The sequence below is a fragment of the Bacteroides sp. MSK.20.12 genome, from assembly GCF_019052435.1.
GTDB lineage: Bacteria > Bacteroidota > Bacteroidia > Bacteroidales > Bacteroidaceae > Bacteroides > Bacteroides xylanisolvens.
The window spans coordinates 1-26147 of record NZ_JAHQVH010000066.1 but is presented as its reverse complement, the minus strand read 5'-3'; the positions used below and the strand labels follow the sequence as shown (position 1 = coordinate 26147).

Genomic DNA, 26147 nt, shown 5'->3' with positions numbered 1-26147 from the left:
GATTCTGTGTAAGGAGTGTACTTCTTTTTTAATTCTTTCATGGGAATTTCGCATTGAAGAAGTGTCAACTTATTTAGTACACTACAGATAACTAGAACTTCCCATAGCTTTGCATAAAGAAATCAAGGACTTTTCTTTAGTTATATTATACGTTGCAGATACTTTATCTGCAACGTATCTGCAACAGGTATCTGCAACGCTCCAACTGCCTATTTACTAATACATTACAAGCGTTTTGTTGCAGGTGGCAGATACTTTGATGTTTTTTAAACTTTATGGGAGAAGATATTTCATTCCTTTTCCACTCGTTCCCAATCTACCAAATGATATAATTACATTTATACTCATTTTCTACTCGCCACCATTTGAATGGCACAATAATCTATATCAGCATAAAAGTACAGCTTTTCTTTTACAGCCCGCTATACACTAACTCTTTTTTATGACACAAGAGAAGAAAACCGCTGTATGTCCCGTTCATATTTAATCAAAATCGCCGGAACAGATCAATGATCTGCCCGGCGATTTCCCTATTGAATCGATTCCCACTTACTATCTATCAACGGTTGGGATGAATATCCAGTTTGACTGGTTTTATCATATTTTCAGGTTCCAGAATGGTATCCAAATCTTTCTTGGAAAGGATATTATGTTCCAAAACAAGTTCATACACTCCCTTTCCTGTTTCCAATGCTTCTTTAGCTATCTTGGTAGAATTTTTATAACCAATCACCGGATTCAGGGCTGTCACTACGCCAATGCTGTTGTGCACATCTCTCCGGCATTTTTCTTCATTGGCTGTTATGCCGTCGATACATAACGTACGCAAGGTATCGAAGCCATTCATCAACAAGTCGGCAGACTCGAAACAACATTGCGCCATCACCGGCTCCATCGCATTCAGCTCCATTTGAGCGGCTTCGCCACTCATGGCCACACAAAGATCATTTCCTATCACCTTATAAGCCACCTGGTTCATCACTTCAGGAATCACCGGGTTCACTTTTCCCGGCATGATGGATGAACCCGGTTGCATAGCCGGCAGATTGATTTCGCCCAATCCGCAACGCGGACCGGAAGCCAGCAATCGCAAGTCATTGCATATCTTATTCATTTTGACAGCTATACGCCTCATCGCTCCCGAATAACCTACCATGCAGGAAGTATCCGAAGTGGCTCCTACCAAATCATCGGCAAGCTTTATATCCAGTCCCGTAATCTTGCGCAAAGCGGCAATACACTTTTCCGCATATTCCGGTTCGGCGGTGATTCCGGTTCCGATGGCCGTGGCTCCCATGTTGACTGTCAGAAAGTCTTGCGCGGCAAAATCAAGATTCTTCACTTCATGTTCAAGAATACTCGCAAACCCGTTGAAGGTCTGTCCGAGAGTCATCGGTACGGCATCTTCCAGTTGAGTACGTCCCATTTTGATGATATGCGCAAACTCACTTCCTTTCTTCCGGAAAGCCTCTATCAACACCTCGAAATGCTTAACTAATTTCAAATGAGTGTAATAGAGTCCAATGTGGATAGCGGTGGGATAAGCATCGTTGGTAGATTGCGAGCGGTTGACATGATCGTTAGGCGAACAGTATTGATACTCTCCGCGCTGATGCCCCATCAATTCCAATGCCCGGTTGGCAACCACTTCATTGATATTCATGTTCGTGGTAGTACCCGCTCCTCCCTGAATCATATCTACGGGGAACTGTTCGTGATGCTTTCCTTCAAGTATTTCTTTACAAGCTCTCAAGATAGCATCCGTTTGTTCTTCGGTTAATAAGTCCAGTTCGCGGTTGGCAACGGCGGCTCCCATCTTTGTGATAGCCAATGCCTGGATAAACAAAGGGTACTCATTTAAATGAAACTTACTGATGCGAAAGTTTTCGATACCGCGGAGCGTCTGTACTCCGTACAGTGCACTTTCCGGCACTTCACGACTACCTATCAGGTCACTCTCCGTACGAGTTTTTTTTGATAAATTTTGTTCCATATCGGTTGTTTTATAATAATAACAGTTTCGTTAGTTCTTATAATAACCAATGAGTTTAGTTATTGTTTTAATAAATATGCAAAAACTATTCAAAGACTTTTTTGTTGTTAATACAAGAAAAAGAAAATACAAAGAGAGAAATCACTTATCTTTGTTGGGAACTTAAAACAGCATCTTATGATATTACAATTAGCATTTGTTCTGACAGCTATTATTATTGGCGCACGCCTGGGAGGTATCGGCCTCGGCGTGATGGGAGGAGTTGGATTGGCTATACTTACGTTCGTTTTTGGTTTACAACCCACCGCGCCTCCTATCGACGTAATGTTAATGATTGCCGCAGTGATTTCGGCTGCTTCCTGTATGCAAGCGGCCGGCGGACTGGACTATATGGTGAAACTGGCAGAACATTTGCTTCGTAAGAATCCTTCACACGTCACCTTGCTTAGTCCGCTGGTGACTTACCTGTTTACTTTTGTAGCCGGAACGGGACACGTCGCCTATTCTGTGTTGCCGGTCATCGCGGAGGTTGCCACCGAAACCAAAATCCGTCCGGAACGTCCGTTAGGTATTGCCGTCATTGCTTCCCAACAGGCCATTACAGCAAGTCCGATTTCCGCGGCTACCGTAGCACTTCTCGGACTCTTAGCCGGATTCGATATTACCCTGTTCGACATTCTCAAAATTACGATTCCCGCTACCATTGTCGGCGTGTTGGTCGGTGCTTTATTCTCTATGAAAGTCGGTAAAGAATTGGTGGAAGACCCCGAATATCAGAAACGTCTGAAAGAAGGATTATTCAACAATAAAAAGATAGAGATTAAAGATGTGAAGAACAAACGTTCCGCTATGATTTCCGTCCTTATCTTTATATTGGCAACTGCATTTATCGTACTCTTCGGTTCTTTTGAAGGAATGCGCCCCAGTTTCCTGATCGACGGGGAAATAGTTACATTGGGAATGTCTTCCATCATCGAAATCGTGATGTTATCGGCTGCCGCCATCATCCTGTTAGTAACCAAGACTGACGGAATCAAAGCAACGCAAGGTTCCGTATTTCCGGCAGGTATGCAGGCAGTGATTGCCATCTTCGGTATTGCCTGGATGGGAGATACCTTCCTTCAGGGAAATATGGGACAGCTGACTCTTTCTATTGAAGGAATCGTGCAACAAATGCCGTGGCTGTTTGGTGTCGCACTGTTTGTGATGTCTATTCTATTATACAGCCAGGCTGCCACAGTTCGGGCACTCGTGCCTCTGGGCATTGCGTTGGGGATTTCGCCTTATATGCTGATCGCCCTATTCCCGGCAGTAAACGGATATTTCTTTATTCCGAATTACCCCACCGTAGTGGCCGCCATCAATTTCGACCGTACCGGGACAACAAAAATCGGCAAGTATGTGTTGAATCATTCGTTCATGATGCCCGGCTTGGTATCGACGATTGTTGCCATTGCCCTGGGACTGCTCTTTATACAAATATTTTAATATACATATATTATTAACCTAAACATCATTCAGTTATGAAACAATTCAAAAGCTTTGGACTGGTAGTAATCACACTACTATTTTCTGCAACAATGGCATTTGCCGCAAAACCGAACATTCATATCCTTGCCACCGGAGGAACGATTGCAGGCACAGGAAGTTCAGCTACCGGAACCAGCTACACAGCAGGACAAGTTGCCATCGGCGCACTACTCGATGCCGTGCCCGAAATTAAGGACATTGCCAACGTGACCGGAGAACAGATTGTCAAAATCGGTTCGCAGGACATGAACGACCAGGTTTGGCTGACGCTTGCCAAGAAAATAAACGAACTATTGAAACGCCCGGACATCGACGGCATCGTGATTACTCACGGAACCGATACGATGGAAGAAACGGCCTATTTCCTGAACCTCACCGTTAAAAGCAACAAACCGGTGGTACTGGTAGGTGCCATGCGTCCGTCTACTGCTCTAAGTGCCGACGGCCCGTTGAATCTCTACAACGCCGTAGTTACCGCCGCCGCAAAAGAATCCAAAGACAAAGGAGTACTGGTTGCCATGAACGGACTGATCCTTGGAGCACAGAGTACGGTTAAAATGAACACGGTCGACGTGCAAACTTTCCAAGCTCCCAACTCCGGCGCGCTAGGTTATGTGTTGAACGGAAAAGTATTCTATAATCAGGTGACGCTAAAAAAACATACCACCCAATCCGTTTTCGATGTTACTCATCTGAACGCACTTCCTAAAGTAGGTATCGTATACAGCTATTCCAACATCGAAGCAGATATGGTCACTCCGATGCTCAACAACGGCTATAAAGGCATTATCCATGCAGGAGTAGGAAATGGGAATATCCATCAGAATATCTTCCCGGTACTGACAGACGCCCGTCAGAAAGGAATCCTTGTGGTTCGTTCTTCCCGTGTCCCGACAGGTCCTACCACGCTGGATGCAGAGGTAGACGACGCCAAGTATCAGTTTGTAGCTTCACAGGAACTGAATCCGCAGAAATCACGCGTTTTGTTAATGCTTGCACTAACCAAAACAACTGACTGGAAACAAATTCAGCAATATTTTAACGAATACTAAAAGCCTGACCTACTTATGAAAAAATGGATATTTATGTTGCTCCTCGCGGGCAGCATACAGGGAGTATATGCTCAAAAAACGGAGAAGAAGGATAAATTCAACCCGAACACTCCCCTATTTGAAGAACTGACAGACGTGAAAAAGAAGACAGATAAGTTCAATCTTTATCTGAATATGCAAGGAAGCTTTGACGCTCATTTCCAAAATGGTTTTCAGGAAGGTGACTTCAATATGCACCAGCTCCGTATCGAAGCCAAAGGAAATATCAACAACTGGCTTTCTTACCGCTATCGTCAACGCCTCAACCGCTCGAACGATGCAAACGGTATGATTGACAATCTGCCGACTTCTATCGACTATGCCGGAATCGGTATCAAACTGAATGACCAGTTCAGCCTCTTCGCAGGAAAGCAATGTGCCGCATACGGTGGTATCGAGTTCGACCTCAACCCGATCGACATCTATCAGTACAGCGATATGATCGACTATATGAGTAACTTTATGACCGGACTGAATGTAGGTTATAACATTACTCCCGAACAACAACTTAACCTGCAAATACTGAACAGCCGCAACAGTTCGTTCGACAGCACTTACGGAATCACGGAAGATGCCGAAGGAAATCTTCCCGATCTGAAATCCGGCAAAATGCCGCTGGTTTATACTTTGAACTGGAATGGTAATTTCAATAACGTATTCAAGACCCGTTGGTCGGCTTCTGTCATGAACGAGGCCAAAAGTCACAATATGTATTATTATGCTTTAGGTAACGAATTGAATCTCGGCAAATGGAATGCTTTTGTCGATTTCATGTATTCAAAAGAGGACATTGACCGCAAAGGTATTATTACCAGTATCGTAGGCCGTCCGGGCGGGCATAACGCTTTTGATGCTAACTATCTTTCGGTTGTTGCCAAATGTAATTACCGCTTTCTTCCGAAATGGAATGTTTTTGTGAAGGGTATGTACGAGACGGCTTCCGTAGGCAAGGCGTCCGAGGGAATAGAGAAGGGAAATTACCGTACTTCCTGGGGATATCTGGGCGGTATCGAATATTACCCGATGGAAACCAATCTGCACTTCTTTGTTACCTACGTGGGACGTTCGTATGATTTCACTTCCCGCGCCAAGGTGCTGGGACAGGAGAATTATAGTACTAACCGTATTTCTGTAGGATTTATCTGGCAGATGCCTGTATTCTAATTCTAAAGCAAGAAACCGGGCTGACAATAAAAAAATACCCGATAGCTTCTTACAACAGTTATCGGGTATTCTTATATGTTCGGTCTTTTTAAATCAGAACCCAGGTATCTGCTCCGGCCCATTCAGGCATATGCACAGCATCCCCACTGGGGAAAGACAGTCTATTCAACTGCTTCACGGAAGCACAGATAAGCCGTCTCATCAATTCTGGCAAGAGAGACTGACATTCTTTTGTGTCAGCCCATTGCTTCAAATGTGTTGATGTGATGAATTCCATAGATTACCTATATTGAGACTAGATATTGATGAACAAATATACAACTTCTTTTTGACCCAATACACAAAACATTGAAAAGATGTCGCAAATTTTTCTCAACATACTCGACAAAAGAGATTGGAACAACAGCGTTGACCAAATTCAAAAACTCACCGAAAGCCCCATAAAATCAACTAGGGAATATCCGTTTACGCTTTCATGGTCTCACTATTTGATATTAATGCGCATTGAATCTGATGAAGAACGCAGATTTTACGAAATTGAGTCTCAGAAACAAAATTGGAGTGTACGTCAATTGCAGCGGCAATATAATTCAAGCCTGTATGAGCGTTTGGCTCTCAGCAAAGACAAAGATTCAGTCTTGCGTTTAGCACAAGAGGGGCAAACGATCAATAAACCAGATGACATCATAAAGAATCCTTTAACGCTTTTTAGTAATCATTGTTCTATAATATATACAAAGAACTATGGACAATTTGTAATGTTCTAAATTATATCGAACTCACGTTAGTTTAGATGCGGGAGATTCAAAAACGCTGCAAATTCGAGGGGCGAAAGTGACTGGTTTATGTGCAATTACGATTTTCCCGGAGTCAAGAATATAAAACGAATGGATAAAAAATATTACTACGGTATACTTCTTGCATTTTTAAACTTCATCTACCCTCCCATCATTTTTCCCATCATGAAAAGACTTGTTATTTATAATCTTTTGGCAACATTCCGAACTTCTCTTTAAAACATTTTGCAAAATGGGAAGAAGAAGCAAAGCCTAACCGTTCTGCTGCCTCAGCTATGCGAACACCATTTGCAATTAATTCAGCTGCTTTGTTTAAGCGGAAGTTCTTCACATAGTTATTAGGAGGCATACCAAACAAACCTTTCATCTTCCGGTAAAGATTAGAATGACTCATATTCATTTGATCTGCCAATATATCAATTGAATAATTTTCATTAATAACCTGCTCCGATAAAATTGCATTGATCTTGTCTATAAATTCTACATCTTTTTGAGAAATAGCAAAATCCGAAAGTGAAGAAGATGAACCAATTGTGATGTCCGTCATCTGTTTATGAAACGCCAATCGCAGTTTTAATAAATTCTCGATCTGTTTATAGAGCTGCTTAACAGAAAACGGTTTCTCAAGATATACATCAGCACCACTTTCAAGTCCTTCCACTTTAGATTCCAATGTCGTTTTTGCAGTCAGCAAAATAACAGGAATATGAGAATAAGCCATATCGGATTTTACATGATTACAAAGTTCAAGTCCATCCATTTCAGGCATCATAACATCACTGACAATAACATCCACACTCTGGCGTGTGAGTATTTCCAATGCTTCTTTTCCATTACCGGCACGTATCACCCTAAACCAAGTACTTAAAGCTTCCCGAGTTAGATTTAACAATTCAAGATTATCCTCCACCAATAAAACAGTGAATCTCCTATTAGCAAATTCAGAAACAGAAGTCACCTCTTCTCCAACATCTACAGCATCCGTTTCAGTCAATTCATCAGATACATCTTCTGTTTCTACAGTTCCCAATGGTAAAGATAATACAAATGAAGCACCGCCCTCGGAACTATTTTCCAGAAACAAACTTCCATGATGGGCTTCTGCCAAAGACCTTGCAAATGCCAAACCAATCCCAGTACCCTTAGATGATGCCACAGGATCATCAGGCAATTGATAAAAAGCTTGAAATATTTTATCGCGTTGGTCCTCCGGAATACCGGGACCATCATCAGTGACCTCTATCCTCACCTCGTCATCTACTGATAATACCTTCAATTCAATTCTGGATTTCGCATATTTCATCGCATTCCCTATCAAATTTACCAGAATCTTACTCATCTTTTCCGAATCAATCATCATGTTAATCTCTTCATGAGGCAAACAAAGATGTAATGTCAGTCCTCTCAACTCCGCAGAACCGCAGAATTGATTAAAAATATCACTGACCAATGCATTAACATTGCATTTCTTCAAATTCAACTGCAAAGCACTACTTTCCAACTTCTGAAAATCAAGTAACTGATTGATGATTCCCAATAGATAATCTACATTCTTTTCTATTACAGAAATATACTTATTCTCTTTCCCTTTGATTTCCTCTTCTCTCAATTTCTCCAACGGCAAACGAATCAAACTTAGCGGAGTTCGTATTTCATGTACCAAATTAATAAAGAAATTGATTTTCGATTTATACATTTCTTTTTCTTTGGTAGTCTGATACTCCTCCATCCGACGTTTATACTTACGCCTGACATACAAATTCCAACGCCAACCAAGAAATACGATAGCAGCAAGTAACAACAATGCATATACCACATAAGCAATAGTAGTCCGCCACCAGGGAGGAGTAACCACAATCCATAAAGAAATTGCCTTTTCAGTCCAATAATGGTCATTATTTGAACCACGAACCAAAAACTCATATTCTCCCGGAGGAAGGTTGGTATAGGAAGCTGTATTATTAGAAGAGTTGTTAATCCATTCCTTATCTACTCCGTTCAAGATATACGCATAACGATTTCTAAGAGGATCTTCATAGCTAAGTATCGCAAAACGAATTGTAAAACTGTTATTCTCATAAGGTAATTTTATTTTATCAACAGTATAAAAAGGCTTATCCAACCGGAGCAACCGCCTCACTTCCCGCTCATTATTCAAATTAGGGAAACTGATATTTATAACATAAACAGGAGGAAGATAGGTGTTATCTGTAAATTCTTTCGGTTCAAAAACATTAAATCCGTTCACTCCTCCAAAATACATCTTTCCAGTCGATGAAGCTAATGAAGATTGCGCTGTGAACTGATTCCCCTGCAAACCGTCATTTATAGTAAAAAGACAGTTCTTATTCTTATCTGCAGGATTAAACTGATATAACCCGGAATTACAGGAAATCCAAAAGTTGCCGGCCAGATCCTGCTCTATCGAATAAATAACCTTATCCGGTAACCATATATTTTCCGGATCAAAATCAACAAAAGTTTCTGTTTCTTTGGAAAAAGAGCATAATCCTCCACCATTGGTCCCAAACCACATCGTACCTTTCCTATCTTCAAATAATGTTATCACGGAGTTACTCGTAATAGTAGTCAGGTCCTCCCGGATATGTTCAAAATGTTTCCACTCTTCACCAACTGTATTATAACAGAAAACGCCGCGATTTGAAGTCGCAATCCAAAGATTATTGTACATATCCTCATAGATGTCAGTTACAGAAGCCATAGCACCGACATTTATCACAGTTATAAAATTATCCGATTGTGGATTATAACGACATAATCCCCAGCTTGTTCCGACAAAGATTTCTCCTTTACGATCTTTAAAAAGGCTTAATACATCATTACTGCAAAGTGTATTCGGAATATCACGGGAATAAGTATAACTTTTAATATTCCCTGTCTTCAGATTTAACACATGCAATCCTTCAGCATAAGTTCCTACCCAAAGATTATCGCCCTCCAACAACAAACTACGTATATCGTATTTTATATTTGATTTCTTCAAAAAATACTCATGAAAAGAATGAGTTTGTGAATTGAAAAACCACAATCCATTCCGGGTTCCCACCCAAACATTCTTCTCCCGATCTTCACAGAAAGGTCCTATCTCCTTATCTGCTTTTTCCATCCCCGTCAAAGACAGAGAATAAGTAGAAAAACGCTTCGACTGTTTAGACATGTAATTTATTCCACCGGAATTAGTCATTACCCAAAGTGTACCTTCATTATCCCGCATCATCGCGTGTACAGTCGGATCGCTCAAAGCCCATAAACCAAACGGAGAGTCTCCCCTACGAAATGTCTTACGCTCACGGTCAAATAAATAAATGCCATTGTCTGTACCAACCAGCATTTCTTTCCCGTTATAGTCCATCAGACAAAGAATAGAACTGAAACTCTCTGCAGACGTATTATATATTTTTAATTCCTGACTTCCTTCCTGATAGCACCCTAACGAATTCGTCCCCACACCGCACCAAATTTCATGATCAATACTATGGAGACAGTTAATCCTCTGATTGCCAATATTCAATTCGAATGAAACCGGATAACTTTGCAGAAAAGTTCCTTGTTCATCAAAGCACAATAATCCCTCCTGCATAGAAGAGACATAGACAAGAGAATCCGTACCTTGGCAAATATCCCAGGCAAAAAAAGTCCGGATACTATTTTGAGTCAGAACGTCTTTTACCGGATCATAAATAAAGATGCCTTGTCCCAAAGTAGCTATCCAAATCAAACCATTTTTAGTTTTTACGATTTTCTTGACTTCGCAACTAATGAATACTCCATATTTAGTTGTCTTATCAAAATACAAGAAATGATCGTCAGAGCGATCATAAATGTATAGCCCGGAACTTGTTCCTATCCAAAGGTCTTCACCCTCTTCCATCAAAGAACCGACAAAGTTGTTCCCTAAAGAATATTTGTCATTTAGAACATTCCGATAAATTTTATTTCCGCTACCATAATAGCAGTTCAACCCATTACTCGTACCTATCCATAAAAAGCCATAACTATCTTGAATTGCACACCAAGTTGTGTTATGAGACAATCCGTTTTCTACTTGATATTTCTTAAAAGAAAACTCTGCAGATGCCATTAATGGCTCAATACAAAAAATAATAAGACTGATAAATGCTATTATTGCTTTTTTCATATTATATACCCATGTCGATTCAGCGAGTCAAATATAGCTATTTTAGTAACCCAAGCCAAATCTCAAAATTATTTTCACTTGGAGAATAGATAAAAACAACACAGATAACGTCTATTGATCTCATCGACGTTATCTGTGTGCCAAACAATACATTTACCTCATTGTCTTCAGACAATTAATCGTGTAATCCCTTTTTTCTCAAATAATCCAGCATGAACCCCGGACGATCAGTCTGGAGAATCCGTGCCCCCAGCTCTTCAATCAGATATCCATAGTTTCCATCCGGATCTTTTAAAGCCTGATCGTCTTCATGCCCTCCCGCAAGAGAAGCCCACAACGTATTGTACCAAATCCGACTCTTTCCCAGAATAATCGATTTCACTTTTCGAGGCAAAGGACTGGAAGAATCCGAATAAACCAATTCGAAGGCAGCAGGATGCAGCTGTGTCATATAGTCCCTGACCTTCTTTTCGCCATCCTTTCCGTCAAGTCCTATCACCGGTATGTAAATCACTTTATCCAGATAATCTCCAAACTCACTTTTGACAGTTTCCACCGGCTGGCCTCCTTTCATTATCACCAAACTGGCAGTTCCGGTTTTCTCGAGCACAGCGTATACCTCGTCAAACACAGAATACGCCTTATCCAAGTTAAACATAATCTGACCTTTGCCTGCCAACAATGCCTCTTCCAATGTTGGAACAATATGTTCTGTCAGATTTCCATCCTTATCTTTCAGTTTCAACTTCTTGATTTCTGCCAATGTATAATCCTTAATCAATCCTTTACCATTGGTTGTCCGGTCTACACGGTCATCGTGCATCAATATTAATTGTCCGTCTTTAGTCTTGTGAATATCAATCTCCACAATATCCACTCCCATTTGTATGGCACTATCAATTGCCGCTACGGAATTTTCCGGTGCACTCCGCCAGTTCCCCCGGTGTGCCACGACTAACACCTGATCGGACTTCGGATCTAAAAATGCCTTACGGATCATTTCTCCCCGTTGCGCAAACAATATAAGAGGTTGCAAACAACAGAATATCCCTAACCATATCAGTTTGTAGTTTTTCATTGTCATTCGTTTAAATAAATTGTATCATTATTCTTGATAAGCTCCCGGCCACATCGCATTTTTATCACGCGGATTCCCCAACTGGTCAGTGGAAAAAGCATCCATCTCATCCAACCATTTTCCAAACTCCTCACCTAAATTCTGGAAAGGACAACTATCCGGTTTAAAGCCGGTTGTGATCGCATTCTTAACAGCGTCGGCAGCAGTCCGGGTAAACTCATTCACATTCCCGTCCCAAGTATAGACAGAACGATTGGCATCCCATACGACATTTAAAGAGCTAATCGTACTGTTATACTTATCAAACTCTGATGTTGTAAACTTGTTGGTTGATGCAGGCATGATCGTACCGCCCATCAGATTATACCCTTTGGATGTCAAATGGCGAGTATCATCACCGGACATTTCAACAACCGGATTAGCTGCATTTTTATTCAGGATGATATTATTCATCAAGAATGATTGCCGGGCCGGCCAGGATTCACAACGAATAACAGCCCCGCTATTTTGAGCACCATCCTCGATAATGGTAGAGTTTACAATCAACATACTCCCCGCGCCGTTAATGGTTCCATCTCTACCACTATTATTGGTAACAGTTGTATTATTCATACATAAATGACCGTTTGACATTTGAATAGCATAACCGAACTGTCCGCCTTCATTGCCTGTAATGGAGCAATTATTCATAAAAAGAATACTCCCACTGTCATTGACACGAATTGCGCCTCCACGCGAAGATGCCTTGTTGTTTCTCAACTGCACATGATTTAGTTTGGCTGTCCCCTTATACATGAATATACCGGAACCACCAGCCTCACCTGAACCATTTACTCCCGCATTATAGCACTTTTCAATGATACAATGATTCAACTGTAATGTTGCATTGCCACTGCTACCATTCGCAATCAGGAATCCACCACTATAGCCATTTATTTTCTCATTGGGATGATAACCGCAAGAGAACGTACAACCTTCAAATGTAATATCTATCTGGTTTCCTAATGTAAACAAGGAATAATCACCCGCATCCGCAATGCCGTTATTATTTGCATCTCCTGTGAAAGTAGTCAGATACCGGACAGGATCACGCTTGCTTAAATCCTTCCGGGTACTTTGAGGATCATATCCACACACAACCTTTATTTCGACTTGTTTACTATATCCGCTATACTCTATTTTCAGACCGGCTTCCTGATCTGCTATCAAATAGGTACCGCCTGCCACATAGATATTCTTACCATCCAATTTCTTAGCATTCGCAGTCGTGATCGCACTGTTAGTGTTAGTTCTCAATAGATTGCGTAACCCGTCTACTCCCATTGCATTATCCCAATCCATACCGGTAGCATTCCCTGTAGCATGCTCTTTCACATAATAAGCGTCCAATTGCAATTCCGTTGCATCTCCCCCATTGATTGTACCAGTCTCCCATGGAGTGACAATCGGTTCACTCAATCTAATGACCGAACCTTCTACTTTCAAAGTAAATTCATAACAAAATCCGGCCTTTATTGCAGGAATGCCCGGCAATACCAGATCTTCCCCCTTGTAATTTAAAGAAACGAAAGTACTATTAGGATTTGCAGTTCCCGGAGCTACGATCGCCGTATATTTACATCCGCTTTGTCCGGCTTTCCCTCCTTCAGGAATGGTGACATACGGTGAAACAAGTGCAGTTCCCGATGAAACATTTCCGTCCGTATATCCCTGATAGGAACCGATTTTAACTCCTAGAGCTTTACTTTGTGAGTCTATATCGTCCAATGTCATGATAACTTTCGCCATTCTCCGGTTCATATTCAGATGAAGGACACCTGATCCCTCATTTATAGCATCTTCTACTGTGCAAGTCATGTAGTCTGCGCTCGCCAGATTTTCCAAACTCTGCTGATTAATAGGAAGAGAGAAGTTGGCTACGCTTGTTCCTTCAGTCACCGGATAAAAGGCAGAATAAGTAACAGGTTCATTTCCCCACCTAAGATAATAGTTATCCGTAGGAGCCCATTGCCCTCCAGACAACATATAAGTCACACTACCATCTTCGCAACTCAACAGAATCTGGTCTCCATTATTAAATTGCATTTGCTGTTCATTTGTTCCTGTAGGATTACTACGGGTATATGCAGCATCAATAACAGCATTGATCTTGATTGCACCGGAGTCTTCATTGAACACGGCTATCTCTTTATCCGTATCACAAGCTGCCATACCCGTTAATATACATGCAGCCAATATATGTTTAGTAATTTTCATAACTCATCTCCTCCTTTTTATTTCTGATCGATAATCTGACCGGTTGCCCGATATTTCATTTGCATGGTAGCCAACCGTGCCGTTTCATTTACATTCAGTGTCAGCGTATGCTCTACTCCCTTTTGCAACTCAATGGGCTCTTCGGCAGTCCATATATACAATTTTCCGTCATAACTGAAATTGACAGAAAAGCCTTCTATTATTGTTTGCGGGAGAAGAATGCATTCATACCCATCCGTACCCTTATAGGGGGCGATAGTTGTAGCTACAGCATCTTCCCGTGGAATGACTACCGGTTCCGGCACTGACAAATCACAAATACCACCCGCTATTGTACCATTTACAGCCATATCGCCCAGTTTACTGATCGCCGCATCTTCCATACCATTATTTACCGTCACTTTTATAATCAGCTTGCTCATGGCATGATCCAAAGTAACTTTCAATCTACCATCTGCGGTGAGATCCTGTTTCGGATCAACTATTGATTTAGTCAACAGGAAATCAGAAGCAATCACATTTTCTTCAGTAGTTTGGTTGCTTTGTATGTTGATAGCTAACGGAGTGTCTAAACTAGCTTCCGAAATGTAAGGAGCATACGCCACTACTGTTACCGGAGTTCTTGCATTATCCCAAAGCATTTGTTGCCCGTCCGCCGTATTCCAGTCATTATTAGATTTTACCATTTGCGAATTATAATCATAAGCAATGTTTTCACTGTTATGAATGATCAGTCCAAAACTCTCCAGATTACTTGCATCATATCCGGCACGCGACACAGGCGCATTCACTTCTGTCACAATACGGATTATATGATCTTCGGGAAAGTTGCCGGTCGGCTGCGTCCCGTCTTCAATGTTTGAACAGCCTGTCAGACTAATGACCAAAGCGGTCATTATATAAAATTTGTTTTTCATATCACAATTACTTTTTAAAGATTCTGTTGGACAATACAGCATCATAAGCTCCCATTTGCATCTTATCAGGATTGCGTGTCACGCCACGCTGATCCAATCCGAAAGCATCTTCACCAATCCATTCCACAAAGACTTCACCTAAATTAACCACAGGAGAAGCAGCAGGATTGAAACTTTTCACAGCATTAACCACAGCTTGTTTGGTAGCATAGCCAGTCACCTGTCCGATCTGATTAATATCCCACTTATAAACACCCTCTTCTGCCAGGTTACCATTCACAAGGGTAGGATAAGCTGTATCAAGAATATTCATCGTAAAATTATTAACTCGCTGATATAAGTTATACCCCATTGAATAAGCTTCTTTATTTGCTCCATTCAAAATGAAGCTCGGAGCAGTAGAATTCTCGGAAATCAACAGGTTATTAATAAACTTAGTATCACCATCAATAGAGGTTTCACATCGGAAGGCGCCATACTCCTGATCAATATCATGCCCTACAATCGTACTATTAGCGAGCATGAAACTACCTCCCCCGTTTAAAGCAGCACCTTTTCCCGAATTTCCGACAATGGTTGTATTATTCATACAAATATGTCCCGATGATACCTGAATACCGACTCCAAAAAGTTCTCTTACTGAATTGCCTGTTATCAGGCAATTATTCATAAACACAACAGCCTTATCGCTGTTACACCGTATTGCTCCGCCACGGCTATCCGCCGCATTATCCAGAAACTTCACATTGTTAAGTTTCGAGCTCCCGGAAGCAATAAGAATAGCTGTACCTCCCGCTATTCCCCCTTGCCCGTTGACAGCTTCCGTTTTACAATCCCTGATGATACAATCCGTTAATTCGACAGAAGTACTATTGGCATTACCATTGATATAAATTCCGCTACCACACTCGTTAGACTTGGCATCATTATTAGAGAGGTACCCATATTGAAAAGTAACTCCTTCAATCCCAATAATCCCCCCTTTCACCAACAATAATCCGCAATCACCGGAATCAGCCTGATTATTACCGTTTACATCTCCGCTGATCACTGTCTTATAAGTATCAATAGAACGCTTCGTCAGATCCATCCCTTCGCTCAACAAACTATATCCTCCTTTGATCGCTTTAATGTCTTTGCGGATAATCACCCCGAGTCCTCCGGTCTCGGACATCACATATTTTCCCTGGCTCATGTAAATAGTACTCTTGGACAGATCGATAGATCCACTCAATAATTTGCGAAAACCAGCTACATCCATTGCCTGATCCCATGAAGTACCATCCATGTCCCCTTCACCGAATTGAGTTACAAAATAACTTTCCAGTCCTTTTTGCAAGACAACTTCTTCATCCAGATCATCATCATAATCAGTAATCATCGGAGGATCAACCATCTCATAATCTTCCTGACACGCCTGGCTCACTAAAATAGTGAAGGCCAGAAGCCCAATCTTTGATATTGTGAGCAACTTATTTTTCATTTTTCTTCATTTTAAACTTGTACACTAAATTGAAATAACTACAGTTCACCGCTTAACGGGCAATATCCGGATAACCGGGATTCTGTTTCAGATATTCATTCTGCTCCAATTGGGTCTGTGAAAACGGAAACAATTCATAATGAGTATCTGCATCCCGTTTCTTGTCCCACCATGCATCCTGAAATCTTCCGAAGCGGATCAAATCCGTCCGACGACGGCTCTCCGCAAGAAATTCCCGCCCCCATTCATCAAGCATTTCTTTTAGATCAAGTACCACGTTACCTTCCGGCTGATAAGCGATATCTGCAGTAAAGTTTTCATAGTTGCGTTTACGCACGCTGTTCAACAGCTTGCCGGCCTCGCCTGCCTGTCCGAGACGAAGAAGGCATTCCGCCTGCGAATAAATAATCTCCGCCAAACGGATTTCCGTATAATCCGACTCTATAAAATATCCTCCATCAAACGGATAGAAAGGATACTTCACACAGTAAAGCCCCGAGTTGAAATCTCCGTTTCCCAGTTTAGACTCCTGATAATTCGGGTTGGCAATATAACCGGATTCTGCGTTACCTTCAAAACGTCCCACTTGATCAAGTAGGTAAAGGACATATTGATTATCCGGATTCTTGGCATATCCCCCACTAATACTGGAATTAGCTATTTCCCCTTCCATGAAGAACATACCTTCCCGTGTATTATTACTCGTATTTACATATTGTTTATAACGTTTATCGCCTGCATATTTGGCGAATTTCTGCGTAACCATGCCCAATTCATAATCAAACAATGCACGTGGTTGCTGGTTATTATAACTTGGCGAAAGTGCATATTTGGGATTTCGGCTGCCATTTCCTTCAATTTTCAGGTATTTCTCACAACCATAAGGAAGGGCCCGTCCGTAAACAGTTCTCTTGTCATTTTGCAGATGCCAGCTAGTCAATCCATAAGAACCGGGAAAACCGAGAATTACTTCATTACACATTTCATTATTCCAGTCAAAAGGTTCGTACCAGTTATTAGCGATTGCATAATAACCGAATTCTCCTCCGGTGATACGCTCACACATATCGATACATTCCTGCCATTTGGGCTGTCCAATCCACTTTTCCGCATTCAAATAAAGACGTACCAGCAATGCAGCAGCTCCCGCCTTGGTAAATTGTCCTTGTTGACCGCCATTACCAGATTGTCCGATTTTGGAAGGTAAAGCTACCAGACAGACATCTCTCAACTCACTTTCGATAAAATCAAACATAACCTGTGGAGATACCTGCTTCCGGTTTTCCGGCTGTTCATTGACCGCTTGGTCAGAAGTCGTAGTTAAGATACAATTACGGTAACTATTAAGCAGGCGAAGATAACAATAAGCTCTCATACAACGTAGTTGCGCTTTAAAACTATCAAACTCACTGTCACTTAAATTAAATTTAGAAGGATTCAATTGAGACAAATCATCCAACACCAGATTGCATTGACCGATACCGCCATACATGCCTTCCCACTCGTTTGTCCAGTCTTCCTGATTAATGTCATCGTATTGATGATAATGATATTTTTCCCATTTACCGCCATCATACCACCAAGTTCCCCGAGTAGGCGTTATCAACTGATCCCCTGTCAGTTCTTCGTGTTCATGACGTCTGACAATGGATTCATAGATATGCTCAAACGGACGAAAAACGGCGTTGATAACATCCTGTTTGGTATTATAATAGTTTTGAGACATGACCTGATCATACACCGTTTCCGACAGATCTGTACAGGATGGCAAACTAATGACTGTACCTGCCATTATCCCTAATCCAATGATATATTTTGTTATTTTCATAATCGTCTTTTATTAGAAACTTACTTGTAATCCTAAAATAAACTGAAAAGCAGACGGATAATAGTTATATCCTCCTCCGAAAGTACCCGGTGTCAGTCCGTTCACTTCGTAGGTAGAAGGATCTACACCGGTAAACTTCGTAAACGTATAAAGATTGTTGGCCGTACCGAACAAACGTATCTTTTCAATATATTTCTTATTCAGGTTCATGGTATATCCTAAAGTGACGTTGTCTATCTTCAGATAATCACCCGGTTCAATGAAATAGTCGGTAATCACATTCTTACCTGTCGTGATATGTGCATTCTTCGAATAAGCGGTCGTCAACTGGTTGGTAGTCATGCTCTGCAATCCGAAATAGAAATCATGCACGTTGAATATGTCAAACCCGGCAGCACCACGGAGGGCAACAGACAAATCAAAGTTCTTATAAGTGAAGTTATGCGTCATAGAGCCGGTGAATTTCGGCAAACCGTTTCCGGTCACAGACTTATCCTCTTCCGTACCTTGGGCTACAGGAATCACATTCCCCTTTTTATCATAAATCAGCCAGTCACCTTTTTTATCCACTCCTGCATAACGATATGTAAAGTAGTTACCAATACGTTCCCCTTCTTCAATCCGCTGCAAATATCCCGGATTATTCGGATTCGCCATGCTACAGGTAGAGTAATATTTTTGTCCTTTATATATATCGTTGGAAAAACTAACAAACTTATTGTTATTAGTAGCCCCCACTAATGTGAAACTATAAGTGAAATCCTTTGTCCGGACAGCATTTACTGTAACATCAAGTTCGAAACCGGTATTACGCAATGTACCTACATTGGTATAGATGGTGGAGAACAAGTTAGGTGGTACCGGTACAGAATAATCTCCGAGCAAATCACTTTGTTTACGATGGAAATAGTTAAATGAACCGGTCACTTTGTGTGAGAAGAGTGAGAAGTCCAAACCCACATTCTGATTATGTCCCTTCTCCCAGCGCAATTCCGAGTTCGTATTTTTGCTCGGTCCCCATACATGAAAACGGTTACCATTGTATTGATACCAACCGAAAGCCCGGTAAGTAGCCAGAGAATTATAATTTCCTATTTCCTGATTACCTGTCACCCCATAATCATAACGTACTTTCAAGTCATCAATCCATGAAAGTCCTTTCATAAACTTCTCATCCGAGATACGCCAACCGACAGATACAGCCGGGAAATTGCCCCATTTATGATTCTCGCCAAAGCGGGAAGACCCTTCGTGGCGTAAAGAGAAAGTAAACAGGTAGCGCTCTTTCCAATCATAATTAACACGTCCGAAGAAGCTGATTAACTTATGGTCATTCTTATAGGAGCCCATCATTGTTTTTCCATCTTTTGCCGCTTCCAGCCCGGAACCCAGATTATTATACGTCAATCCATCCGAAGAGAAATTCCAGTTTTCAGCAGACATTCCGGAATTTACACCATAATTATAGCTATACCCCACCATTGCACGGATCTGATGATTCTTGATACGTGTAGAGAAATTTGTTACCCATTCCAGATTGTTAGTCGTACTTTTGTCGAAGTCACGGCTGGCTTTTCCGGTGACACCATCATTTACGTTAGAACCATAAGTAGACGGTGTAAACCATCCGTTAAATTTATCAACTTGATATTGAGAAATAGTGACCTGCGACTTCAATACCATGTCCGGATTCTTCGGATTAAACAGAGGCAGCAGATTAACGGCAGCCGTAGCATTCCATTCCAGCAACTTAATTTCCGTACCATTCTCTTCTTCATTCAATTGCTCTACGATATTAGAACCTTCCGTTCCACTGGGAAAACGATAGTACCCATTAGCCGATTCCGAATCATAAATAGGCATTGTCGGATTGTTTTTAATAGCATTGCTATATACATTGGCTGATTTGTTCCGGTCGATAACACGAGGAGTTATATTAGCAGAGAACGTGAATAGCCCGTCTTTGGTTGTATGGTTAATATTGGCACGTGCTCCATATTCACGACGGTCGGAACGCAAATCAATACCACGGGCATTACGATAGTCGGCGGTCACCCGATAGTTGGTTCTCGCATTACCGCCGGAAAATGTCAATGTATGCATGTGAGTCACCCCCAATTGAGTAACGGCATCAAACCAGTCTGAATCAGCTCCCATATCGGAAAGCGGATTAGACACTGTGCGATAAGCACGGTATTCTTCCGCATTCATGATGTCGAGTTCTTTTTTAGCTTTATTAAAAGTAACGGAAGTACTATAGGTTGTATGAACCTGTCCATCTTTGGTCCCTTTCTTTAGATTAATCAGGATAACCCCGTTACTACCCCGCGTACCATAGATCGCAGAAGCAGCACCGTCTTTCAATACATCAATCGATTCAATATCGGCAGGGTTAATATTCGTCATATCACCTCCCGGCACTCCGTCTACCACAATTAACGGTCCTAAACCTGCATTACGGGAAGAGACACCACGAATCTGAATACTTCCTTGATTGTTCGGATCGGCCAGAGCTGTGTTAGAAACCGAAACGCTGGAAACTTTCCCCTGCAAAAGCATGGAGGCATCGAGGCTGGATATCTGATTCAGATCTTTCGCACCTATATGCGAAATAGCCGAAGTCATTTCTTTCCGTTTCATCGTACCGTAACCCACCACTACCACTTCATTCAAAGCGGTCGATTCTTCTTTCAATACGATCTTCAATAACTGGCCGTTTTTAACAGCCACTTCTTGTGTTTCATAACCGATATAAGACACTTTCAGGTGTCCATTCTTAGGTACGTTCACCAGAAATTTACCGTCTATATCTGTAATAGTACCCTGCTTCGATTCTACGACTACTACGGAAGCGCCAATAACTGGTTCGCCCTTTTCGTCCGTCACCGTACCTGATACCTTACTTTCCTGCTGAACTTCCAAAGAAGCTCCCTTTACCTGTATACCGGAAAACAGTATCAGCAATATACCTAACAGACAGGTACACGTTTTGAAATGAATATTCTTCATAAATAAATGATTTTATGTTAGATGATAAAGTTAACGCAATCCTCTTGCTTGTAAAGCGGAGATTAATACTTCCGGTGCATCTGTCTGTATCATACGTACTTCAGGATAAATCTGAAGAAGCTCATCCAGATAAGTCGTATTTATATCATATTCAGGTATTAATCCGGATAATACATGAAGCATATTGACTGTAGGAATCATTCCCTCACTGACGGCAGTTCCTATAGGAGTACTTTGTCCGTTGGGAGCATAAGAATATTGCACGAAGTAATTACCCGGAAGTCCTACCAGAGGTTTATAAGCGCTTTGTGCCCATGTGTACACGTGTGCCTTTTTAGAAATAGACAACACTTCTTCTGCTTTCTGGCTACTGTTACAATAGAAAAAGACTTGTTCCATCATATCCAGTTCCTTGACAACATTCATCACCTCTTGGGTAGAGGCTGTACGTGGAGAATAATCCAGATTGAAATATATTTTTCCACGCCCTGCTTTCAGAAACTCTTCCAATGTGGGCATCTTCTCATCGGTCACCCTTCCATTCCGGTCCAACAGATTATATTGCTGAATTTCAGCATAAGTCATTTTCGTAATATCCCCTGTGCCGTTAGTCGTAGCATTGATTGTCTGGTCATGGCACACCATAACTACTCCATCGCTTGTGAGATGAGTGTCACATTCAATCACATCCGCTCCTGCATTGATGGCAGCTTCTACAGCAGATACCGAATTTTCGGGAATAGTCTTGTCTGTTGTATGAGAGCGATGCGTCATAGCCCATACCATTTTGTTATCTGCATCCCTGAATTGCTTCATGGCTTCTGTCAGTGCCAATAAGTCGTAAATACGGATCCTTTTCTGTACTGCATGCTCACCCGCTGTCACTAACATCGTGTAGTCACCACTTTGTGTATAAGCATGAGTGATAGGCGTAGCTGCTTTCCCTTCCTTGACTGTTCCGTCACCAAAGTCGACAGTAACGTCAGTATTACTGTCGATATTGTTAAACACCACTTCCACTACCTCTTTCAGCATAGCACGGGTGCTCGTTTGCAGATAAGGATTCTTTTTTACGGGATCATCATCTGAACATGCCATAAAACTAATTCCGCATAAAACAATTAAACTGTATGCATATTTTATAGCCAGTAATTTTAAAATTCTTCTCTTTATAAGAAGAAAGGACAATAGATTTTCATTTCTCATTGCGCGTTTTACATTAGTTGATTTATTTAATAGATTACGTTGCAAACATAAGTAATACGCACTAAAAAAAAGGAAAAAAAACATTCAATAAAAGATGAGAATTTTTCTTTTCGTGAAAAAGAAGACCATTTAAATAAGAAAAGAAAGAAACGGGCTCTTTTTGAATAAAACGGGCGTATTGCAAAAAGTACGCCCCCTATTTTCATTTGCGTTCAGGAGTGCCTGACGGTTTGCGAAGCGGGAATCCTTCTTTCTGCGGAATTCCTAAAACAGGGATTCCTTCCTTATCCCACTCTATTTTCTGCATACGCGGCGTCCGGCTATCCAAAACAAGCATATCATACAAACTCTTACGGGCGTGATAAAGCATATACCATTCCTTACCGTCAGGTGAAGGAATAAAACAGATACTACCGGGTCCATATACATGATTTTCCGGTGCTTGCTTAAACACAGGCTCCGGTGCCTTTTTCCAAGAAGCCGGATTCAGCAGATCGCTGTCAGTATCGGCAGTCAGCAGTCCTACACAGTAGTAAGGAGTCCAATTACCACTTGCCGAATAATAAATCAATAACTTATCTTTCTTCAAAGAATAGAAGAATTGCGGTGCTTCATTGACACGAATCGGATAGGCAGTTTTATTACCATCTATACTGATCCACTGGCATTCCCATTCATATTCTGGTTCGGAAATCAAAATACGGTCAGAAGCCAGTGTCCATGGGTTCTCCATTTCGGCAATATAAATACATTGATTTTCCTGATAAACTCTACGTTTCTGCCATCCACACCAGATTAAATAACGCTTTCCTCCATGTTCAAAAGTACTGGCATGAATTGCCCAATTATTATCTTCATCAGTTGATATTCTTCCCTTCATGACAAATTCCCCTTTCATCGGGTCAGCAGACTCATTCTCAAGCACATAAATCTGACGATTATCAATATTTCCATCATCCGCACAACAATAAATATACCATTTATTATTAATGTAATGTATTTCAGGTCCCCAAAGATGAAATGCGTTTGACGAATTTTGAGGTACCCACACATCTTTCTGGGATGCTTCCGCCAACCGGGTTATATCATCTGTTGCCCATAAAGTGATGCGGTCGCTCATACTTTGGGTATAATAATATATTCCGTTATGGAATACCGCCCATGGGTCTCCTCCTCTTGACAAAAGCGGATTCGTATAAACAGGTACGGAATCGAGGTCTACCCGCTCATGTGTTTTTTTATTCTGACCGGATGAGCAACCCACCAAAAGAATAAGGAGAAAATACAATAAAATTCGCATAGTAATACTTATAATATATATAAATAATAGCCTGTTAAATGACCAATTAAGAAATTCAAGACAGATACAACGAAAATGGGACGGCAATATATAACAAAAGTGTTGAACCTGCAAACAAAGAAAGTGAAAAAACAAATCAAAACAGCCCTTTACAAGCAGCAATATATGAAATAATTATTTTTCCGGCAATTTGGTTGATTCTCGCTATTTATTGGCAAATAATCAACCTTTATTTCATTGATTTTTCATCATTTTTGTGGCATAACTTTAATATTTATAGACATGAATTCCAAAATAGTATTCTTTTTCATGATTATGTGTTGCTGTTCAGTAACCTTATTTGCTCAAACAAATACGGGCAAAAAACAGACAAGTACTAATCCGGTTTTTGACGGTTGGTATGCAGATCCCGAAGGAGTCGTTTTCGGTGATAAATACTGGATTTATCCGACTTATTCAGCTCCTTTCGAACAACAATTGTACATGGATGCCTTTTCTTCCCCAGATTTGGTACACTGGAGAAAACACCCGAAAGTCCTTTCTGTCGAAAATATCAGCTGGTTAAGGAATGCTTTATGGGCACCTGCCGTGATAGAAGCAAATGGGAAATATTATTTCTATTTTGGAGCAAACAACATATATCATGAGAGTGAAGTGGGAGGTATAGGTGTGGCTGTATCCGATCGTCCGGAAGGTCCTTTCAAGGATGCGCTCGGAAAGCCGCTGATCGGCAAGATCGTGAACGGAGCGCAACCTATTGACCAGTTTGTATTCAAGGACGATGACGGTCAGTATTATATGTATTACGGCGGTTGGGGACATTGCAATATGGTGAAGATGGGATCTGATCTAATCAGTATCGTACCTTTTGAAGACGGAACAACTTATAAAGAAGTGACTCCGGAAAATTATATAGAAGGACCTTTTATGCTTAAACACAATGGCAAATATTATTTCATGTGGTCAGAAGGCGACTGGACAGGACCCGATTATTGTGTAGCGTATGCCATTGCGGATTCGCCTTTTGGTCCGTTCAAAAGAGTCGGAAAGATTCTGGAGCAGGACACTAAAATAGCTAATGGTGCCGGACATCATTCCATTATCAAAGGTCCGGGAAAGGATGAATGGTATATTGTCTATCATCGCCGCCCTTTGGGTGAAACCGATGGGAACTACCGCATTACTTGCATTGACCGAATGTATTTTAATAAAAACGGTACTATCAAACCTGTAAAAATGACCTCCGGCGGAATAAAAGCCAGACCATTGCGCTAACCAGTTATTTATTATAGCGATGAAACTTAAAATAATATCCATGAAAAAGTCCTTATTAGTCTTAGCTTTATTGTTTTCATTGGTATCCTTTGCTCAATCTCCGGTCGATAAATCTTTTCCTCCGGAAGAGTTGTTTGCTCTAGGATCTTACTATTACCCCGAGCAATGGGATTCCTCCCAATGGGAACGTGATTTGAAGAAAATGTCGGAGATGGGAATCAAGTTCACCCATTTTGCGGAGTTCGCCTGGGCCATGATGGAGCCGGAAGAAGGAAAGTATGATTTTGAGTGGCTGGATCGTGCCGTCTCTTTAGCAGAGAAATATGGTCTGAAGGTAATTATGTGTACTCCTACTCCCACACCTCCCGTCTGGCTGTCAAAAAAGTACCCCGACATACTGATTCAGCGGGATAATGGAGTTTCTATTCAACACGGACGGCGTCAGCATGCTTCCTGGAGTAGCGACCGTTACCGTCGTTATGTAGAAAACATTGTTTCCCGTCTGGCAATGCGTTATGGCAATCACCCTGCTGTTATCGGCTGGCAGATTGACAACGAGCCGGGACATTACGGAGTAGTGGATTACAGTGAAAATGCACAAATAAAATTCCGTGTCTGGTTACAGAAGAAATACGGCACCATCGACAAACTGAATGATACATGGGGCACCTCTTTCTGGAGCGAAACCTATCAGAACTTCGAGCAGGTTCGCCTTCCCAACCAGCAGGAGGTACCTGAAAAGCCCAATCCTCATGCCATGCTCGACCTGAACCGTTTTATGGCGGACGAATTGGCGGGCTTTGTTAATATGCAGGCAGACATCCTCCGGCGGCATATCCACAAAGACCAATGGATCACTACCAACCTGATTCCTGTTTTCAATCCGGTTGATCCGGTACGGATCGATCATACGGACTTCCTGACCTACACCCGCTATCTGGTGACTGGACATAATCAGGGAATAGGTAGCCAAGGTTTCCGGATGGGGATTCCCGAAGATCTCGGATTTTCAAATGACCAGTTTCGTAACCGTGTCGGCAAAACATTCGGAGTGATGGAAC

General features: G+C 41.4%; 16 protein-coding genes and 1 pseudogene. 6 read left to right on the top strand and 11 right to left on the bottom strand.

Annotated features, from left to right (window positions below; genetic code table 11):
- Positions 1-559 precede the first annotated feature (559 nt).
- Positions 560-1993, bottom strand: coding sequence for an aspartate ammonia-lyase (locus KTR06_RS23070; protein WP_008023070.1), 1434 nt, complete (start codon positions 1991-1993; stop codon positions 560-562).
- A gap of 177 nt (positions 1994-2170) precedes the next feature.
- Between KTR06_RS23070 and KTR06_RS23065 the strand changes: the two genes are divergently transcribed.
- From KTR06_RS23065 to KTR06_RS23055, 3 genes are read left to right on the top strand one after another with little or no spacing between them, the layout of a single operon-like run.
- Positions 2171-3481: an anaerobic C4-dicarboxylate transporter family protein gene (locus tag KTR06_RS23065; RefSeq protein WP_004313440.1), complete on the top strand. Its 1311-nt coding sequence runs from the start codon at positions 2171-2173 to the stop codon at positions 3479-3481.
- 35 nt (positions 3482-3516) lie between these two features.
- Positions 3517-4575: an L-asparaginase 2 gene (gene ansB / locus KTR06_RS23060; protein ID WP_149940097.1), complete on the top strand. Its 1059-nt coding sequence runs from the start codon at positions 3517-3519 to the stop codon at positions 4573-4575.
- Between the two features lie 15 nt (positions 4576-4590).
- Positions 4591-5778 carry a porin gene (locus tag KTR06_RS23055; RefSeq protein ID WP_008645721.1) on the top strand — a complete coding sequence of 396 codons (1188 nt, stop codon included), beginning with the start codon at positions 4591-4593 and terminating at the stop codon, positions 5776-5778.
- Between the two features lie 88 nt (positions 5779-5866).
- Here KTR06_RS23055 and KTR06_RS23050 read toward each other — a convergent pair whose 3' ends face one another.
- Positions 5867-6055 carry a hypothetical protein gene (locus tag KTR06_RS23050; protein WP_008645720.1) on the bottom strand — a complete coding sequence of 63 codons (189 nt, stop codon included), beginning with the start codon at positions 6053-6055 and terminating at the stop codon, positions 5867-5869.
- Positions 6056-6134: 79 nt separating this feature from the next.
- Between KTR06_RS23050 and KTR06_RS23045 the strand changes: the two are divergent.
- Positions 6135-6485, top strand: a pseudogene (locus KTR06_RS23045) (DUF1016 N-terminal domain-containing protein); the annotation flags it as partial.
- A 268-nt stretch (positions 6486-6753) separates the two neighbouring features.
- Here the strand turns inward: KTR06_RS23045 and KTR06_RS23040 are convergent.
- The 9 genes from KTR06_RS23040 to KTR06_RS23000 form a co-directional block, all read right to left on the bottom strand.
- The gene (locus tag KTR06_RS23040; RefSeq protein WP_004313437.1) at positions 6754-10734 is read right to left on the bottom strand and encodes a two-component regulator propeller domain-containing protein; all 3981 of its coding nucleotides are present in this window, start codon (positions 10732-10734) and stop codon (positions 6754-6756) included.
- Positions 10735-10909: 175 nt separating this feature from the next.
- Positions 10910-11812 carry a glycerophosphodiester phosphodiesterase family protein gene (locus KTR06_RS23035; protein ID WP_008019709.1) on the bottom strand — a complete coding sequence of 301 codons (903 nt, stop codon included), beginning with the start codon at positions 11810-11812 and terminating at the stop codon, positions 10910-10912.
- 27 nt (positions 11813-11839) lie between these two features.
- Positions 11840-14068 (bottom strand): fimbrillin family protein, encoded by a 2229-nt coding sequence (locus tag KTR06_RS23030; protein ID WP_015531731.1) that lies wholly within the window; start codon positions 14066-14068, stop codon positions 11840-11842.
- 17 nt (positions 14069-14085) lie between these two features.
- Entirely contained in the window at positions 14086-14985 is a 900-nt protein-coding gene (locus tag KTR06_RS23025; protein WP_008642684.1) for a fimbrillin family protein, read from the bottom strand.
- Positions 14986-14992: 7 nt separating this feature from the next.
- Positions 14993-16468: a right-handed parallel beta-helix repeat-containing protein gene (locus tag KTR06_RS23020; protein WP_217290836.1), complete on the bottom strand. Its 1476-nt coding sequence runs from the start codon at positions 16466-16468 to the stop codon at positions 14993-14995.
- Positions 16469-16520: 52 nt separating this feature from the next.
- Complete coding sequence (locus KTR06_RS23015) at positions 16521-18296, bottom strand: RagB/SusD family nutrient uptake outer membrane protein (RefSeq protein ID WP_217290835.1); 1776 nt, start codon at positions 18294-18296, stop codon at positions 16521-16523.
- 12 nt (positions 18297-18308) lie between these two features.
- Positions 18309-21305: a SusC/RagA family TonB-linked outer membrane protein gene (locus tag KTR06_RS23010; RefSeq protein ID WP_004316158.1), complete on the bottom strand. Its 2997-nt coding sequence runs from the start codon at positions 21303-21305 to the stop codon at positions 18309-18311.
- A 30-nt stretch (positions 21306-21335) separates the two neighbouring features.
- Positions 21336-22511, bottom strand: a complete 1176-nt coding sequence (locus KTR06_RS23005; RefSeq protein WP_115483735.1) for a glycerophosphodiester phosphodiesterase family protein — start codon at positions 22509-22511, stop codon at positions 21336-21338.
- Positions 22512-22713: 202 nt separating this feature from the next.
- Entirely contained in the window at positions 22714-23811 is a 1098-nt protein-coding gene (locus KTR06_RS23000; RefSeq protein ID WP_004316154.1) for a family 43 glycosylhydrolase, read from the bottom strand.
- Positions 23812-24093: 282 nt separating this feature from the next.
- Here KTR06_RS23000 and KTR06_RS22995 point away from each other — a divergent pair, with 282 nt between their 5' ends.
- Together KTR06_RS22995 and KTR06_RS22990 are read left to right on the top strand one after the other, a co-directional pair.
- Positions 24094-25086 (top strand): glycoside hydrolase family 43 protein, encoded by a 993-nt coding sequence (locus KTR06_RS22995; protein ID WP_120069840.1) that lies wholly within the window; start codon positions 24094-24096, stop codon positions 25084-25086.
- Positions 25087-25126: 40 nt separating this feature from the next.
- A partial coding sequence (locus KTR06_RS22990) for a beta-galactosidase (protein WP_217290834.1) occupies positions 25127-26147 on the top strand: 1021 nt, incomplete at its 3' end.

Bases quoted from the DNA above. Each gene is read 5' to 3' on its own strand.
- KTR06_RS23070 (WP_008023070.1), bottom strand. From the start codon at position 1,993: ATGGAACAAAATTTATCAAAAAAAACTCGTACGGAGAGTGACCTGATA.
- KTR06_RS23065 (WP_004313440.1), top strand. From the start codon at position 2,171: ATGATATTACAATTAGCATTTGTTCTGACAGCTATTATTATTGGCGCA.
- ansB (WP_149940097.1), top strand. From the start codon at position 3,517: ATGAAACAATTCAAAAGCTTTGGACTGGTAGTAATCACACTACTATTT.
- KTR06_RS23055 (WP_008645721.1), top strand. From the start codon at position 4,591: ATGAAAAAATGGATATTTATGTTGCTCCTCGCGGGCAGCATACAGGGA.
- KTR06_RS23050 (WP_008645720.1), bottom strand. From the start codon at position 6,055: ATGGAATTCATCACATCAACACATTTGAAGCAATGGGCTGACACAAAA.
- KTR06_RS23040 (WP_004313437.1), bottom strand. From the start codon at position 10,734: ATGAAAAAAGCAATAATAGCATTTATCAGTCTTATTATTTTTTGTATT.
- KTR06_RS23035 (WP_008019709.1), bottom strand. From the start codon at position 11,812: ATGAAAAACTACAAACTGATATGGTTAGGGATATTCTGTTGTTTGCAA.
- KTR06_RS23030 (WP_015531731.1), bottom strand. From the start codon at position 14,068: ATGAAAATTACTAAACATATATTGGCTGCATGTATATTAACGGGTATG.
- KTR06_RS23025 (WP_008642684.1), bottom strand. From the start codon at position 14,985: ATGAAAAACAAATTTTATATAATGACCGCTTTGGTCATTAGTCTGACA.
- KTR06_RS23020 (WP_217290836.1), bottom strand. From the start codon at position 16,468: ATGAAAAATAAGTTGCTCACAATATCAAAGATTGGGCTTCTGGCCTTC.
- KTR06_RS23015 (WP_217290835.1), bottom strand. From the start codon at position 18,296: ATGAAAATAACAAAATATATCATTGGATTAGGGATAATGGCAGGTACA.
- KTR06_RS23010 (WP_004316158.1), bottom strand. From the start codon at position 21,305: ATGAAGAATATTCATTTCAAAACGTGTACCTGTCTGTTAGGTATATTG.
- KTR06_RS23005 (WP_115483735.1), bottom strand. From the start codon at position 22,511: ATGAGAAATGAAAATCTATTGTCCTTTCTTCTTATAAAGAGAAGAATT.
- KTR06_RS23000 (WP_004316154.1), bottom strand. From the start codon at position 23,811: ATGCGAATTTTATTGTATTTTCTCCTTATTCTTTTGGTGGGTTGCTCA.
- KTR06_RS22995 (WP_120069840.1), top strand. From the start codon at position 24,094: ATGAATTCCAAAATAGTATTCTTTTTCATGATTATGTGTTGCTGTTCA.